The organism is Streptacidiphilus pinicola, assembly GCF_003258295.1.
In the GTDB taxonomy this organism is placed as follows: Bacteria; Actinomycetota; Actinomycetes; order Streptomycetales; family Streptomycetaceae; genus Streptacidiphilus; species Streptacidiphilus pinicola.
Genome location: NZ_QKYN01000025.1, coordinates 1 through 15196 on the forward strand (window position 1 = coordinate 1; position 15196 = coordinate 15196).

Genomic DNA, 15196 nt, shown 5'->3' on the forward strand with positions numbered 1-15196 from the left:
CCCACCAACAAGCTGATAGGCCGCGGGCTCATCCTGCACCGCCGGAGCTTTCCACCCAAGACCATGCGGTCAAGGGTAATATCCGGTATTAGACCTCGTTTCCAAGGCTTGTCCCAGAGTGCAGGGCAGATTGCCCACGTGTTACTCACCCGTTCGCCACTGATCCACCCCGAAGGGCTTCACCGTTCGACTTGCATGTGTTAAGCACGCCGCCAGCGTTCGTCCTGAGCCAGGATCAAACTCTCCGTGAATGCTTTGGCCTTTAAATAAGGCACAGTATTCGCGCAGAGCGGCACAGCATCCGCTGGAATGAGCGGACCCGTGCACAGCGTCCTCGCTGAAATTTGTTTCTCAAAAGTAACTGGCGTTGACTTTTGGCACGCTGTTGAGTTCTCAAGGAACGGACGCTTCCTTCGGTTCCCTTTTTATCGGGGCCCTCCGGGCGCTTCCTTCGTTATCCACTCTATCAGAGCTTTTCAGTTCCGATTTCCAGTGGATTTCGTCTTCCCGTTCCGGCCTCTTCGGGCCGGTCACCGGGGCAACTTGGTAAACAGTACGGGGCCCTGTAGGTCGAGTCAAATCGACCTACAGGGCCCCTCACCCGTTCGGGTGAACGATCAGACGAGGCGTCAGACCTCGACGACCATCGGAAGGATCATCGGCCGGCGACGGTACGTCTCCGAAACCCACTTGCCGAGGGTGCGGCGCACCAGCTGCTGGATCTGGCGGGTCTCCAGGACGCCGTCCTGCGCGGAGCGCGAGAGGGCCTCCTGGATCTTCGCGATCGCGGGACCGAAGGCGTCGTCCTCGATGCCGGAGCCGCGGGCCTGGATGTTCGGGCCGCTCAGCACCTTGCCGGTCGCGGAGTCCACGACCATGAACGTGGTGATGATGCCCTCGTCCCCGAGAATGCGGCGGTCCTTCAGCGAGCCCTCGCCCACCTCGCCGACCGACAGGCCGTCGACGTAGACGTAGCCCGCCTGCACCTTGCCGACGATGCGCGCGACGCCGTCGACCAGGTCGACGGCCACGCCGTCCTCGGCGATGACGATGCGGTCCTTGCGGATGCCCGTCTTCTGACCGAGGTCGGAGACCGCCCGCAGGTGGCGCCACTCGCCGTGGACCGGCATCAGGTTCCGCGGCTTGCAGATGTTGAAGAAGTAGAGCAGCTCGCCGGCCGAGGCGTGGCCGGAGACGTGCACCTTGGCGTTGCCCTTGTGCACGACGTTGGCGCCCCACCGGGTCAGGCCGTTGATCACGCGGTAGACCGCGTTCTCGTTGCCCGGGATCAGCGACGACGCGAGGATGACCGTGTCGCCCTCGACGATGCGGATCTGGTGGTCGCGGTTGGCCATGCGCGAGAGCGCCGCCATCGGCTCGCCCTGCGAACCCGTGCAGATGAGGACGACGTCCTCGTCCGGCAGGTCGTCCAGCGTCTTCACGTCGACGACCAGGCCGCCCGGCACCTTCAGGTAGCCGAGGTCACGGGCGATGCCCATGTTGCGGACCATCGAGCGGCCGACGAAGGCCACCTTGCGCCCGAACTCGTGCGCCGTGTCCAGCACCTGCTGGATGCGGTGGACGTGGGAGGCGAAGCTGGCGACGATGATGCGCTTGTCGGCGCGGTCGAAGACCTGCTGCAGGACGGGGCCGATCTCGCGCTCGGGTGCGATGAAGCCGGGGACCTCGGCGTTGGTGGAGTCGACCAGGAGCAGGTCGATGCCCTCCTCGCCCAGACGGGCGAAGGCCGGCAGGTCCGTGAGGCGACGGTCCAGCGGGACCTGGTCCATCTTGAAGTCGCCGGTGGCGACGACCAGCCCGGCGGGTGTGCGGATGGCGACCGCCAGCGCGTCCGGGATGGAGTGGTTGACGGCGATGAACTCGCAGTCGAAGGAGCCGATGCGCTCGCGCCGGCCCTCCTTGACCTCCAGCGTGTACGGCCGGATCCGGTGCTCGGCGAGCTTCGCCTCGACCAGGGCCAGGGTCAGCTTGGAGCCGATCAGCGGAAGGTCGGGCTTCTCGCGGAGCAGGTACGGCACCGCGCCGATGTGGTCCTCGTGACCGTGGGTGAGGATGATGCCGTCGACGTCGTCGAGGCGGTCCCGAATGGACGAGAAGTCCGGCAGGATCAGGTCGACGCCGGGCTGCTCCTCCTCGGGGAAGAGCACGCCGCAGTCGACGATCAGCAGGCGGCCGCCGAACTCGAAGACGGTCATGTTGCGACCGATCTCTCCGAGGCCACCGAGCGGCGTGATGCGCAGCGCGTTCGGGGCGAGCGGCGGCGGGGCGCCCAGGTCAGGGTGCGGATGACTCAAAGGTTCTCCTTTCCGCGCGCACCCGTCGGAGCTTCCTGGCTCTGGTACGCACGGCGTCGTCACTTGTGGTGATGGGTGTTACAGGTCCTGCATCACGTCACCGGGCTCAGGGTTCCGAGGTGTGGGGCCCGATCCTGGGACGTGGACGTCTGTGTTGTCAGAGGTGTACCCCGCCGTCGGCGAGATCCCTCCTCAGTTGGTCGATCTCCGCCTCCGTGGCCTCGACCAGTGGCAGGCGCAGCGGCCCGGCCGGGAGGCCCTGGAGGTTCAGGGCGGCCTTGGTGGTGATGACGCCCTGGGTGCGGAACATGCCGGTGAAGACCGGCAGCAGCCGCTGGTGTATCTCGGTGGCCTTGGCGGCGTCACCCGCGACGTAGGCGTCGACCATGGCGCGCAGCTCGGGGGTCACGACGTGGGCGACGACGCTGACGAAGCCGACGGCGCCGACCGAGAGCAGCGGCAGGTTCAGCATGTCGTCGCCGGAGTACCAGGCCAGGCCGGAGCGGGCGATGCCCCAGCTCGCGGCGGCCAGGTCGCCCTTGGCGTCCTTGTTGGCGACGATGCGCGGGTGCTCGCCCAGACGGACGATGGTCTCGGTCGCGATGGGCACGCCGGAGCGGCCGGGGATGTCGTAGAGCATGACCGGCAGGCCGGTCGCGTCGGCGACGGCGGTGAAGTGCCGGTACAGGCCCTCCTGCGGGGGCTTGTTGTAGTACGGCGTGACGACCAGCAGGCCGTGGGCGCCGGCGCGCTCGGCCTGGCGGGCGAGCTCCAGCGTGTGGTGGGTGTCGTTGGTGCCGACGCCGGCGACGACGTGTGCGCGATCGCCCACCGCCTCCAGGACCGCCCGGACCAGGGCCTCTTTCTCGGCGTCGGTGGTGGTCGGGGACTCACCGGTGGTGCCGTTGACGACGAGGCCGTCGTTGCCTGCGTCGACCAGGTGCACGGCCAGCCGCTGGGCGCCTTCGAGGTCGAGGGCGCCGTCGGCGGTGAACGGGGTCACCATCGCGGTCAGCGCACGGCCGAAGGGGGTCTCGGGGGTGGAGGTCGGAGCCATGAGTCCAACGCTACTCGTTGCGGGCAGGGGCAAGCACGGACGGTCCAGCTACGGGACACCGTACCGTCCGTGCAGGCAAGGAGCCCGGCGCCGCCTGCTCGGGGGTTCAAGCGGCACCGGGGCTCGTGTCTTTGAGACTAGGTAACCGTGAGATATCCCGCAAATGGGACATACGGGAAATCCTGCCGAACAGGCGAACGACCCGTCAGAACACGGCCGTTGCCGGGCGACGCGCTACGGCGCGACGCGTCCGTGCGTGTTGAAGGCCTCGTGGGTGAGGGGCATGAGCTCCGCCCACTGGCGCTCCATCTTCTCCGCGACCATCTCGATCTCCCGCTGCGGGAAGCTCGGCACCTTGGCGCGTTCGTCCTTGGTGCGCAGCGAGAGGAAGTGCATCAGCGAGCGCGCGTTGCAGGTGGCGTACATCGAGGAGAACAGGCCGACCGGCAGCACCGCCCGGGCGACCTCACGGGCCACGCCCGCCGCCAGCATCTCCTGGTAGCGGTCGTAGGACTGCCGGTAGGAGTCCTCCATCGCCTCGGTGACCGCCTTGTGCTGCTCGGGCGTGCCCTGGAAGAACTCGTACTTGCCCGGACGGCCCTGCTGGACCAGCTTGCGCTCGGCGGAGGGAACGTAGAAGACCGGCTGCAGCTCGCGGTAGCGACCGCTCTCCTCGTTGTAGGACCAGCCGGCACGGTGCCGGTGGAACTCGCGGAAGACGAAGATCGGCGCGCTGATGAAGAAGGTCATCGAGTTGTGCTCGAAGGGCGTGCCGTGACGGTCCCGCATCAGGAAGTTGATCAGGCCCTTGGAGCGCTCCGGGTCCTTCTGCAGCTCCTCCAGCGACTGCTCACCTGCTGTCGAGACCCGCGCGGCGAAGAGCACGTCGGCGTCCTGAGCGCTGCTGCGCACCAGCTCCACCGTGACGTCGTCACGGAAGGTCGGCTCGGGGGTCGGGGTCTCGTCGGACAAGGGGAGGTTCCTTTCGATCATGGGTCGACTCTGGCGCGGCTCCGACGTCGGTGTGGAGAGCCTGCCGATGCTGGTACTGGCGGTACCCGGACGACCGCCCAGTAGCCTATCCAGCGAAGGGAGACGCACGATGCAGCTGACGGTCCGTGAGGCCGTTGCGGCGGACGCCGCGCAGGTGGTCCGGGTACGGACAGACGCGTGGCGTGCCGCGTACGCGGGGGTGATCCCCCCGGCCTACCTCGACGAGCTGGACGCGACGGCAGCTCCGGCCCGCCTGGCCGAGTACCTGCGCTGCCGACCCGACGGCCGACGCTACCTGGTCGCCGAGCAGGGCGGCCTGGTCACTGGCTTCGTCATCGCCGGCACGGAGCGCCCGAGCATCGAGTCCGCGCGCGGCGAGCGCCGCGGCTTCGGCGAGGTGCACGCGCTCTACGTTCACCCGGACGCCTGGTTCACCGGCACCGGCGCCACGCTGCTGCGCACCGCCACCGACGCCCTGGCCGACGCCGGCCACCACACGCTGAGCCTGTGGGTGCTGGAGCGCAACGAGCAGGCCCGTCGCTTCTACGAGCGCCACGGCTGGCGGCCGGACGGCGCCCGGGACGAGCTGCTGCTGGGCGGGGCCCTGCTGCAGGAGCTGCGCTACACCCGCCCCGCGCGGCGGCTCAGTGAGCTGCCGCGTGCTCGTGGCGCTCGCGCTGCAGTTTGATCGCGCGCTCCATCGCCTTGCGGGCCCGCGGGGTGTCCCGGGCGTCCGCGTAGGCGACGGCGAGCCGGAACCAGCTGCGCCAGTCCTCCGGTGCGGACTCGGTCTCGGCCTTGCGCTTGGCGAAGACCGCGTCGGCGGAGTCGCGGTCGATGCGGCCGCCCGCGGTGTGCTTGAGCTCGTCGACCGGCAGCCCGCCCTCGGCCTCCAGCATCCGGGAGAGCCGCTGGCTGTCCCGGCCGAAGCGGTACGTCTTCCAGACGAACCAGAGCGCGATGCCGACCAGCGCCTCGGCGCAGATGCCGATGCCGATGCCGGCGCCGTTGCCGCTCGCCATCAGCTGACCGCCGGTCGCGGCCACCACGGCCAGACCGAGCAGCAGCGCGATCGTGACGACGAAGTACATCACCCTGGCCACCACGACGACCTCACTCGCCTTCGGTAAAAAGGAAGTTCTCGAGCCCGAAGGTGAGCCCGGGAACGTCCACGACCCGGCGCGCGCCCAGCAGGATGCCGGGCATGAACGAGCTGTGGTGCAGCGAGTCGTGACGGATGGTCAAGGTCTCACCGACGCCGCCGAAGAGCACCTCCTGGTGGGCCAGCAGACCCCGCAGGCGGACCGAGTGGACCGGCACGCCGTCCACGTCCGCGCCGCGCGCGCCCGGCAGGCCGTGGGTGGTCGGGTCGTCCTGCGCCGGCAGCCCGGCCTCGGCGCGGGCCGCGGCGATCAGCTGCGCCGTGCGCGTCGCGGTGCCGCTCGGAGCGTCGGCCTTCTTCGTGTGGTGGAGCTCGATGACCTCGACCGACTCGAAGAAGCGCGCCGCCTGCTGGGCGAAGCGCATGGTGAGGATCGCGCCGATGGAGAAGTTCGGGGCGATCAGCACGCCGGTGCCGGGCGAGGCCTTCAGCCACTCCTCCAGCTGCGCGAGACGCTCCTCGTTCCAGCCGGTGGTGCCCACCACGGAGTGGATCCCGTGCGCGGTGCAGAACTCCAGGTTGCGCATCACCGCGTCGGGGTGGGTCAGCTCGACGGCGACCTGGGCGCCTGACTCGACCAGCGTCTCCAGGCGGTCGTCGCGGCCGACGGCGGCGACCAGCTCCATGTCCTCGGCGGCCTCGACGGCGCGGACGGCCTCCGAGCCGATCCGGCCCTTGGCCCCGATGACGGCGACCCGCAGCGGCGTGCTCATTGCAGTGGCTCCTAGCAGTAAGAGAAAGGCCGGCTCAGTTCATGGCCACGGCGAGACGCTCCGCGCGCTTGCCTGCCACCGGTCCTATCACAGCGAGGGAGGGACGCAGCGCGCCGAGTACCTCGGCGGCCACGGCCCGGACGTCGTCGAGCGTCACGGCGGCGATCTTGCCGAGCAGCTCGTCGACGGAGAGGTGGGTGCCGTAGGCGAGCTCCGCCTTGCCGACGCGGGACATCAGCGAACCGGTGTCCTCCATGCCGAGCACGGTCGACCCGGACATCTGCCCGATGGCCCGCTTCAGCTCCTCCTCGGTGATGCCGCCCGTGGCGACCTTCTCCAGCTCCTCGCGGCAGATCTTGAGGACCTCCTCGACCCGCTTGGGCTGGCAGCCGGCGTAGATGCCGAAGAGTCCGGAGTCGGCGTAGGAGGAGGTGTAGGAGTACACCGAGTAGGCCAGCCCGCGCTTCTCGCGGACCTCCTGGAAGAGCCGCGAGCTCATGCCGCCGCCGAGGGCGGAGTTCAGCACGCCGAGCGCCCAGCGCCGGTCGTCGGAGCGGGCGAGCGCGGGCATGCCGAGCACGAGGTGCGCCTGCTCGGTCGGGCGGTCGAGGATGTCGACCTTGCCGGCCGTCCTCAGCGCCCGGCTGCCGTTGCGGGGCGCGGCGGGGAGCACGTCCTCGCGGCCCAGCGCGCCGGCCTGCTCGAAGCAGCGCTGCACCTGGCGGACGACCTTGGCGTGGTCCACGTTGCCGGCCGCGGCGACGACGAGGTGCTCGGGCCGGTAGCGGCGGCGGTAGAAGCCGTAGACCTGATCACGCGTCAGCGCGTTGATGGTGTCGACGGTGCCCAGTACGGGCCGGCCGAGCGGGGACTCGCCGTAGAGCGTCTTGGCGAAGAGGTCGTGCACGACGTCGCTCGGGTCGTCCTCGGTCATCGCGATCTCTTCGAGCACGACGTCGCGCTCGGTGTCGATGTCCTCCTGACGGACCAGCGAACTGGTCAGCATGTCGCTGACGACGTCGACGGCCAGCGGCAGGTCGCGGTCGAGCACCCGCGCGTAGTAGCAGGTGTACTCCTTGGCGGTGAACGCGTTCATCTCCCCGCCGACCGCGTCGAGCGCGGAGGAGATGTCGAGCGCGGAGCGCTGCTTCGTCCCCTTGAAGAGCAGGTGCTCGAGGTAGTGCGTGGCGCCGTTCAGCACGGGCGTCTCGTCCCGGGAGCCGACGCCGACCCAGATGCCGAAGGCGGCGGAGCGGACGGTCGGCAGCGTCTCGGTGACGACCCGGAGACCGCCAGGGAGGACGGTGCGGCGCACCGTGCCGGCGCCGTCGACGCCCTTGAGCAGGGTCTTCGTGGTCCCGGGGCGCTGGTCCTGGGCGGTCGTCTGCGGCACTGAGCAAGTCCTTGGGATTGTTGCGCTAACGGGCCTGCGGCCCGGCCCCACCGTGACGGTGGGGCCGGGCCGCAGTGTGCAGGCTACTGCTTACTTCTCGGCGTCGGCGGCGGCCTCGGCCGCCTCCTCGCCCTCGATGACCGGGATCAGCGAGAGCTTGCCGCGCGGGTCGATCTCCGCGATCTCGACCTGGACCTTGGTGCCGACCGGCAGCACGTCCTCGACGTTCTCCACGCGCTTGCCACCGGCGAGCTTGCGGATCTGCGAGATGTGCAGCAGGCCGTCCTTGCCGGGCATGAGGGAGACGAACGCGCCGAAGGTCGTGGTCTTCACCACGGTGCCCAGGTAGCGCTCGCCGACCTCCGGCATGGTCGGGTTGGCGATCTGGTTGATCGTGTTCCGGGCCGCCTCGGCCGCCGGGCCGTCGGAGGCGCCGATGTAGATCGTGCCGTCGTCCTCGATGGTGATCTCGGCGCCGGTGTCCTCCTGGATCTGGTTGATCATCTTGCCCTTGGGGCCGATGACCTCACCGATCTTGTCCACCGGGATCTTGATCGTGATGATGCGCGGCGCGTTCGGGGACATCTCGTCCGGAACGTCGATCGCCTCGTTCATCACGTCGAGGATGTGCAGACGCGCGTCGTGCGCCTGCTTCAGGGCGGCGCCCAGGACGGAGGCCGGGATGCCGTCGAGCTTCGTGTCCAGCTGGAGGGCCGTGACGAAGGTCTTGGTACCGGCGACCTTGAAGTCCATGTCGCCGAAGGCGTCCTCGGCGCCGAGGATGTCGGTCAGCGCGACGTAGTGCGTCTCGCCGTCGACCTCCTGGGAGATCAGACCCATGGCGACACCGGCGACGGCGGCCTTCAGCGGGACACCCGCGTTCAGCAGCGACATCGTCGAGGCACACACGGAACCCATGGACGTCGAGCCGTTGGAGCCCAGCGCCTCGGAGACCTGGCGGATCGCGTAGGGGAACTCCTCGCGCGTCGGCAGGACCGGCAGCAGCGCACGCTCGGCGAGCGCGCCGTGACCGATCTCGCGGCGCTTCGGGGAGCCGACGCGGCCCGTCTCACCGACGGAGTACGGCGGGAAGTTGTAGTTGTGCATGTAGCGCTTGCGCGTCTCCGGCGCCAGCGTGTCCAGCTGCTGCTCCATGCGGAGCATGTTCAGCGTGGTGACACCCAGGATCTGGGTCTCGCCGCGCTCGAACAGCGCCGAGCCGTGGACGCGCGGGACGACCTCGACCTCGGCGGCCAGGGTGCGGATGTCCGTGATGCCACGGCCGTCGATGCGGACCTTCTCCTTGACGATGCGCTGGCGGACCAGCTTCTTCGTCAGCGCGCGGTACGCGGCGGAGATCTCCTTCTCGCGGCCCTCGAACTCCGGCAGGAGCTTCTCGACGGCGAGGTCCTTCACGCGGTCCAGCTCGGCCTCGCGGGCCTGCTTGCCCGCGATGGTCAGGGCCTGGGCCAGCTCGTCCTTGACCGCGGCGGTGAGCGCCTCCAGGACGTCGTCCTGGTAGTCGAGGAAGACCGGGAACTCGGCGGTCGCCTTGGCGGAGTGCGCGGCCAGCTCGGCCTGCGCCCGGCACAGCTCCTTGATGAACGGCTTGGAGGCCTCGAGGCCCTCGGCCACGACCTCCTCGGTCGGGGCGACGGCGCCGCCCTTGACCAGCTCGATCGTCTTGGTCGTGGCCTCGGCCTCGACCATCATGATCGCGACGTCGCCGTCCGGCAGCGCGCGGCCGGCGACGACCATGTCGAACACGGCCTCCTCCAGCTCGCTGTGCGTCGGGAAGGCGACCCACTGGCCACGGATCAGCGCGACGCGGACGCCGCCGATCGGGCCGGAGAAGGGCAGGCCCGCCAGCTGCGTGGAGGCGGAGGCGGCGTTGATGGCGACCACGTCGTAGAGGTGGTCGGGGTTGAGCGCCATGACCGTCACGACGACCTGGATCTCGTTGCGCAGGCCCTTGACGAAGGACGGGCGCAGCGGGCGGTCGATCAGACGGCAGGTGAGGATGGCGTCCTCGGAGGGGCGGCCCTCACGACGGAAGAAGCTGCCGGGGATCCGCCCGGCGGCGTACATGCGCTCCTCGACGTCGACGGTCAGCGGGAAGAAGTCGAAGTGCTCCTTCGGCTGCTTCGACGCGCTGGTCGCGGAGAGGACCATGGTGTCGTCGTCGAGGTAGGCGACCGCGGAGCCGGCGGCCTGCTTGGCGAGGCGGCCGGTCTCGAAGCGGATGGTGCGGGTGCCGAAGCTGCCGTTGTCGATGACGGCCACGGCCTCGTGCATGGTGTTGTCTTCCACCCGGAAGATCTCCTTCTTTTGTCCTCTAGGTGGAGCGCCCCCGCGCTTGTCCTGAGCGTGCGGCCTGGACCTGGCCGGTCTTCGATCGAAGCTGCCGGTCGAAGCTCTCGTGCTTCTCCGGCGGCCACTACCGAGGACCGGCGGCCTGCCTGGCGCTGGCTCGGATGCGTGTGGACGCTCCGCGTCCGGTGTCGTCCCCATCGTAGGGAGGACACCCTTTGTCCTTCACACCTTACGCACGGTCTCATTCCCACGCGTGCGCAAGGCTCAACCACGCCCATTCGAGGGGTGGTGGCGATACACCGAAGGGCGGCTCCCCCAGATCCCCTGGGAGAGCCGCCCCCGAGTGGGTCGACTAGCGAGCGGAGCCCGCGGCGCCGCGGCGGATGCCGAGGCGGTCCACCAGCGTACGGAAGCGCTCGATGTCCGTCTTGGCCAGGTACTGCAGCAGGCGGCGACGCTGGCCGACCAGGAGCAGCAGGCCACGACGCGAGTGGTGGTCGTGCTTGTGGAACTTGAGGTGCTCGGTCAGGTCCGAGATACGGCGGCTGAGCATCGCGATCTGAACCTCGGGAGAGCCGGTGTCGCCCTCCTTCTGGCCGTACTCGGCGATGATCTGCTTCTTGATGCTCTGGTCGAGGGCCATGCCCACTCCTTCACGTCATGGTGCCGAGCGCCCCTGGTCTGCTTCACAGGGTCTGATGTACTCGGCGTCGGAACGCGGCATGCACGATGCATGTGCGATCCAGCGGTCAAGCCTACCAGTCAGGACGTCAAGCCCCGGACCGTGCCGTAGACGTCCAGGACCGCGAGGGCCAGCGGGACGAGGGCGGCGAGGGTGAGGCCGTCGACCAGGTCGAGCAGGCGGCCCCAGAACGGGGAGACGCCCTTGTTCGGCACCACCAGTGCGATGGACACCAGGACCGCCGCGCCGGCCGCGATGCCGACCGCCATCACCAGGGTGCGGATGTCGACGGCGGAGGTGTTCCGCATGTTCGTGAAGATGAACAGCGGCATGTGCAGCGCCAGGCCGACGACCAGCAGCGCCAGGCTGCCGAGGCCCGCCACGAGCAGGCACATCACCTGCGCGGTGTTGGTGAACAGGCGCGCCCGCATCATCGTCGAGACGCCGAGGGTGAGCGCGAGCAGCTCGGTCCAGGTGTTGTAGGTGAACGCCAGCACCACGCTGCTGCCCAGCACGACGGCGGCGCAGCCGCCGACCATGCCGACGAGCAGCTCGTGGCCGCGGCGGGCCTGCGTCGCGATGCGGGTCAGGTCCAGCGCGGGACGGTTCTCGATCTCCGAGGCGCGCGCCGACGAGCGCTGCTGCTGCGGGGCGTGGAAGCCGACCGGCAGCCGCGCGAAGCGCGAGGAGAGCGACGGCAGGAAGCCCACCAGGCCGACCGCGACGACCGCGGCACCCGCCGCGACCTCACGGGCCGAGGCGTTGGTGATCACTCCGACGAGCGTGGCCACGGTCCCGACGCCGGAGACCAGCGCGGCGGCGACGAACGGCGCGTCGCCGTTGGGCAGCAGGGCCGCGAGCAGGGTCGCGGCCAGCAGCACGGTGATGCAGCCGACCAGGAACTGGATCCGGCCCGGACCGTCGCCCTGGGCGGGCGCGACGACGCCCGTACCGCCGAGCATGGCCAGCGGCAGCGCGGCCATGCCGAGCGCGAGCGCGGCGCCGCGGTCGTCGTAGACGCGGGCCCGCACGCCGGCGAGCGCGATCAGCACGATCGCGCCGAGGCCGGCGATCAGGCCCGGCAGCGAGTGCATGTCGTGCTGCAGGTCGGAGAACCACAGTGCGAAGCCGAGCAGGAGCAGGACGACGGCGCCGCCGATGAGTCCGGCTCCGCGCATCAGCGCGGGCCCCCACTGGCTGCGGTCCTCCTTGACGCCGGAGGCGATCGCGTCCGCGACGTCGTCGAAGACGGCGGGGGCGAGCGACTCGGCGAAGGGCCGCAGGCTGAGCAGTTCGCCGTCGCGAACCTGCTGGGCCTGCAGCGGCAGACTGCTGTCGAGGACGGTGCCGTCGCGTCGGACGAGGTGGAACCCGGTGGGCGCACCCTCGGCCTGGGTCTGACCGGAGAGCCGGAGCACCTCCGGATAGATGTCTGCGAGCGGGACGTCCTCGGGCAGAGCGACGTCGATCCGACTGTCCGGCGCGACGACGGTGACCCGGCAGAACCCGGTCGTGGCGCTGGTGCTCACGTGGTGGCCTCCCCCATACCGTGGCTGACAGCGGTTCACCTTATACGGTGCGGGGAGTTGTCAGGGCCGCGGGGAGTCCTGCCGGCGACCACAACTGGCATGCAGATGGCACGGCTCGTTCGGCGCGCTACCCGGATGGGGGTTGGTCGCGCAGTTCCTCGCGCCCCTGAGGGGACTGCAACTTGGCCGACCTCAGGAAGGCTTCCGCCGCGGGCGGCAACGCGCCGGGGCGGCGCAGCAGCGCCAGAGTGCGGCGGACCGGAGGGTTCAGCGGGGTGGCGACCGCGCCAGGTGGGGCCAGGGCGGCGGGCATCATCGCGGCGAGGCCGCCGGCGGTGATGAGCGGGCCGACGGCCTCGCGGAAGGCTGATTCCACGGCGACGTGCGGGGCTACGCCGGCGTCGGCGAAGAGACCGTCCGTCAGATGGCGCCAGGCGGTGCCCGGTGCGCCGACGACCAGGGGAAGCTGCGCCAGATCGGCCAGGCTCACGGTCTCTCCGGCCGGAGTCCCCGGCGGCAGGACGGCGACCATCTCCACCTCCCGCAGCGGTTCCACGACCAGCCCCTGGGTCTCCGTCACCGGCAGGTAGGACAGGCCCAGCTGGGCGTCGCCCTCGCGCAGGTCGCGCGTCAGGTACGGCGGACGGCGCGGCTCGACGATGCGGACGGTGACGGCCGGGTGCCGTTGGCGGAAGCGCGCCGTCAGCTCCCCCGCCGCGTCGGCCGCGGCGGGCTGCACCACGAGATCCACACGTCCCGCGACCAAACCCACCACGGACGCCACCGCCTCGCGCGCGGCGACCAGTTCCAGCGCCACCCGTCGCGCCGGGGCGACCAGCGCCTCGCCCGCCGAGGTGAGGACCACGCCGCGGCCCGCTCGCTGGAACAGCCTCGCGCCCAGCTCGCGCTCCAGCGCGCGGATCGCCTGGCAGAGGGAGGGCTGGGCCAGGTGCAGGGCGTCCGCCGCGCGGGTGAAGCCGCCGTGTTCGACCACGGCCAGGAAGTAGGACAGTTGCCGGGCATCCATAGGTGCAGCCTATGGGTCCCGTGCGCACTGCGTATTGGACGGCGAGGTGAGCCTGCGGCGTTACTGATGCCCATGACGAGAGACCCCGCCGCTGACGCGCGCGCTCCCAAGCCCGCCACCGAGGCCACCCGGAAGGCGCACGCCGCCCTCGCCGCGCGGCTCCCGCTCGACGACGACGCCGACTTCGCCCGCGCGGAGCGCGGTCTGCTGCGGCGCGGCGTCGAGGCGGAGGTGCTGCCGACGGCGGCGCCCGGGACGGTCAACCCCTCGCTGTGGCGGCAGGCGCGGCTCAACGCGCTGGCCGGGCTGTTCGAGGTGACCGAGGGCGTCTACCAGGTGCGCGGCTACGACCTGGCCAACGTCACCTTCGTCCGCGGGGCGCGTGGCTGGATCGTCGTGGACCCACTGACCGCCGCGGAGACGGCGGCGGCCGCGCTGCGCACGCTGCGCGAGCACTTCGCGGACGGGCGTCCGGTGACCGCGGTGGTCTACACGCACTGCCACGTGGACCACTTCGCGGGGATCCGCGGCGTGGTGACGGACGAGCAGGTGGCCTCCGGCGAGGTGCGGATCATCGGACCGGAGGGGTTCCTGGAGCACGCCGTCTCGGAGAACGTCATCGCGGGGACCGCGATGAGCCGCCGGGCGCTGTACATGTACGGGCTGATGCTGCCGAAGGGCGAGCGCGGGCACGTCGACACCGGGCTGGGGCGGGGCGTCGCGGGCGGGACGTGGGGGCTGGTGCCACCGACCGAGACCGTCTCCGAGACCGGCACGGAGCTGCTGGTCGACGGCGTGCGGATGGTGTTCCAGGTGACGCCGGGCACCGAGGCGCCGGCCGAGATGAACTTCCTGCTGCCGGACCAGCGGGCGCTGTGCCTGGCCGAGAACTGCACCGCCGTGCAGCACAACCTCTACACGCCGCGCGGCGCCGAGGTCCGCGACGCGCTGGCCTGGTCCGGCTACATCGACGAGGCGCTGCGCGCCTACGCGCCCGCGGCGGACGTGGTGTTCGCCTCGCACCACTGGCCGCGCTGGGGCGCGCAGGAGATCACCGCCTACCTGACCAAGCAGCGCGACGCCTACCGCTACCTGCACGACCAGACGATGCGGCTGGCCAACCAGGGGCTGGTCGCGGCGGAGATCGCGGAGGAGCTGGAGCTGCCGCCGGGGCTGGCCGACGAGTTCTTCCTGCGGGACTACTACGGGACGGTCAACCACAACGCCAAGGCGGTCTACCAGAAGTACCTGGGCTGGTTCGACGCCAACCCGGCGCATCTGCACCCGCTGCCGCAGGTCGAGGCGGCCCAGCGCTATGTGGCGTACATGGGCGGCGCGGACGCGGTCCTGGCCCGAGCGCGGGCCGACTTCGCCGCGGGCGCGTACCGCTGGGTGGCCGAGGTGGTGAACCACGTCGTCTTCGCGGACCCGGCGAACCAGGAGGCACGGCTGCTGCAGGCCGACACCCTGGAGCAACTGGGCTACCAGGCCGAGTCGGGCCCCTGGCGGGACTTCTACCTGACGGGTGCCCAGGAGCTGCGCCAGGGCACCCCGAACGCCCCCGGCCTGCGCACCCCGGTCCAGCCGGACGTGCTGCGCGGCATGCCGGGGGCGATGCTGCTGGACTTCCTGGCGGTGCGCCTCGACGGCCCGCGCGCGGCCACCCGGTCGCTGCGGCTGGCCCTGCACCTCACCGACGCGGGCTCGACGCACCTCGTCGAGCTCTCCCACGGCACCCTGCACCACTCCGCCGGGGAGGATGCGCCGGGGGCCGTCCGGCTGGACCGCGCGACGCTGGCCCGGCTCGCCGACGATCCGTCACTGCTGGACGCGGCGCTGGCGGACGGCTCGGTCAGCGCGCCGGAGGCCGGCGCGAATGACCTGCGGGAACTCCTCCAGCTTCTGGTCGCGTTCGATCTCTTCTTCCCCGTGATCGAGCCATGACCGGTTCCCGATAGGATCGGCGCTTGCGGACAGCGGTGCCACGGGGGCGGCCATGCCAACCCTCGCCG

General features: G+C 70.4%; 12 protein-coding genes and 1 rRNA gene. 2 read left to right on the top strand and 11 right to left on the bottom strand.

Annotated elements, in window-relative coordinates; all coding sequences use genetic code 11:
* The 4 genes from DN069_RS05880 to thyX form a co-directional block, all read right to left on the bottom strand.
* Positions 1–251 (bottom strand): 16S ribosomal RNA (locus tag DN069_RS05880); the annotation flags it as partial.
* 378 nt (positions 252–629) lie between these two features.
* Positions 630–2315, bottom strand: a complete 1686-nt coding sequence (locus DN069_RS05885; protein WP_111499763.1) for a ribonuclease J — start codon at positions 2313–2315, stop codon at positions 630–632.
* Positions 2316–2472: 157 nt separating this feature from the next.
* Positions 2473–3372: a 4-hydroxy-tetrahydrodipicolinate synthase gene (dapA, locus tag DN069_RS05890; protein WP_111499764.1), complete on the bottom strand. Its 900-nt coding sequence runs from the start codon at positions 3370–3372 to the stop codon at positions 2473–2475.
* A 234-nt stretch (positions 3373–3606) separates the two neighbouring features.
* Positions 3607–4365 carry an FAD-dependent thymidylate synthase gene (thyX, locus tag DN069_RS05895; protein WP_111499765.1) on the bottom strand — a complete coding sequence of 253 codons (759 nt, stop codon included), beginning with the start codon at positions 4363–4365 and terminating at the stop codon, positions 3607–3609.
* Positions 4366–4474: 109 nt separating this feature from the next.
* On the opposite strand from thyX, the gene DN069_RS05900 reads away from it, so the two are divergent.
* Positions 4475–5053 carry a GNAT family N-acetyltransferase gene (locus DN069_RS05900; protein WP_165845381.1) on the top strand — a complete coding sequence of 193 codons (579 nt, stop codon included), beginning with the start codon at positions 4475–4477 and terminating at the stop codon, positions 5051–5053.
* Here the strand turns inward: DN069_RS05900 and DN069_RS05905 are convergent.
* The 7 genes from DN069_RS05905 to DN069_RS05935 form a co-directional block, all read right to left on the bottom strand.
* Positions 5010–5471, bottom strand: a complete 462-nt coding sequence (locus DN069_RS05905; protein WP_111499767.1) for a hypothetical protein — start codon at positions 5469–5471, stop codon at positions 5010–5012. The two genes, DN069_RS05900 and DN069_RS05905, sit on opposite strands and share 44 nt — an antisense overlap.
* 7 nt (positions 5472–5478) lie before the next feature.
* Positions 5479–6240, bottom strand: a complete 762-nt coding sequence (gene dapB / locus DN069_RS05910; protein WP_111499768.1) for a 4-hydroxy-tetrahydrodipicolinate reductase — start codon at positions 6238–6240, stop codon at positions 5479–5481.
* A gap of 34 nt (positions 6241–6274) precedes the next feature.
* A complete protein-coding gene (locus DN069_RS05915) occupies positions 6275–7633 on the bottom strand; it encodes a M16 family metallopeptidase (RefSeq protein ID WP_243638943.1) in 1359 nt (452 codons plus the stop codon).
* Between the two features lie 90 nt (positions 7634–7723).
* Positions 7724–9928, bottom strand: a complete 2205-nt coding sequence (locus DN069_RS05920; protein WP_111499780.1) for a polyribonucleotide nucleotidyltransferase — start codon at positions 9926–9928, stop codon at positions 7724–7726.
* Between the two features lie 370 nt (positions 9929–10298).
* Positions 10299–10589 (bottom strand): 30S ribosomal protein S15, encoded by a 291-nt coding sequence (gene rpsO, locus DN069_RS05925; RefSeq protein WP_042390043.1) that lies wholly within the window; start codon positions 10587–10589, stop codon positions 10299–10301.
* 119 nt (positions 10590–10708) lie between these two features.
* Positions 10709–12157 (bottom strand): type VII secretion integral membrane protein EccD, encoded by a 1449-nt coding sequence (gene eccD, locus DN069_RS05930; protein ID WP_111499769.1) that lies wholly within the window; start codon positions 12155–12157, stop codon positions 10709–10711.
* Between the two features lie 127 nt (positions 12158–12284).
* Positions 12285–13184 carry a LysR substrate-binding domain-containing protein gene (locus DN069_RS05935; RefSeq protein WP_111499770.1) on the bottom strand — a complete coding sequence of 300 codons (900 nt, stop codon included), beginning with the start codon at positions 13182–13184 and terminating at the stop codon, positions 12285–12287.
* Positions 13185–13250: 66 nt separating this feature from the next.
* On the opposite strand from DN069_RS05935, the gene DN069_RS05940 reads away from it, so the two are divergent.
* Entirely contained in the window at positions 13251–15128 is a 1878-nt protein-coding gene (locus DN069_RS05940) for an alkyl/aryl-sulfatase (protein ID WP_111499771.1), read from the top strand.
* The last annotated feature ends 68 nt before the right edge of the window (positions 15129–15196 follow it).

Coding starts and splice junctions, on each gene's coding strand:
- DN069_RS05935 (WP_111499770.1), bottom strand. CDS start 13,184: ATGGATGCCCGGCAACTGTCCTACTTCCTGGCCGTGGTCGAACACGGC.
- rpsO (WP_042390043.1), bottom strand. CDS start 10,589: ATGGCCCTCGACCAGAGCATCAAGAAGCAGATCATCGCCGAGTACGGC.
- thyX (WP_111499765.1), bottom strand. CDS start 4,365: ATGATCGAAAGGAACCTCCCCTTGTCCGACGAGACCCCGACCCCCGAG.
- dapB (WP_111499768.1), bottom strand. CDS start 6,240: ATGAGCACGCCGCTGCGGGTCGCCGTCATCGGGGCCAAGGGCCGGATC.
- DN069_RS05920 (WP_111499780.1), bottom strand. CDS start 9,928: ATGCACGAGGCCGTGGCCGTCATCGACAACGGCAGCTTCGGCACCCGC.
- DN069_RS05900 (WP_165845381.1), top strand. CDS start 4,475: ATGCAGCTGACGGTCCGTGAGGCCGTTGCGGCGGACGCCGCGCAGGTG.
- dapA (WP_111499764.1), bottom strand. CDS start 3,372: ATGGCTCCGACCTCCACCCCCGAGACCCCCTTCGGCCGTGCGCTGACC.
- DN069_RS05940 (WP_111499771.1), top strand. CDS start 13,251: ATGCCCATGACGAGAGACCCCGCCGCTGACGCGCGCGCTCCCAAGCCC.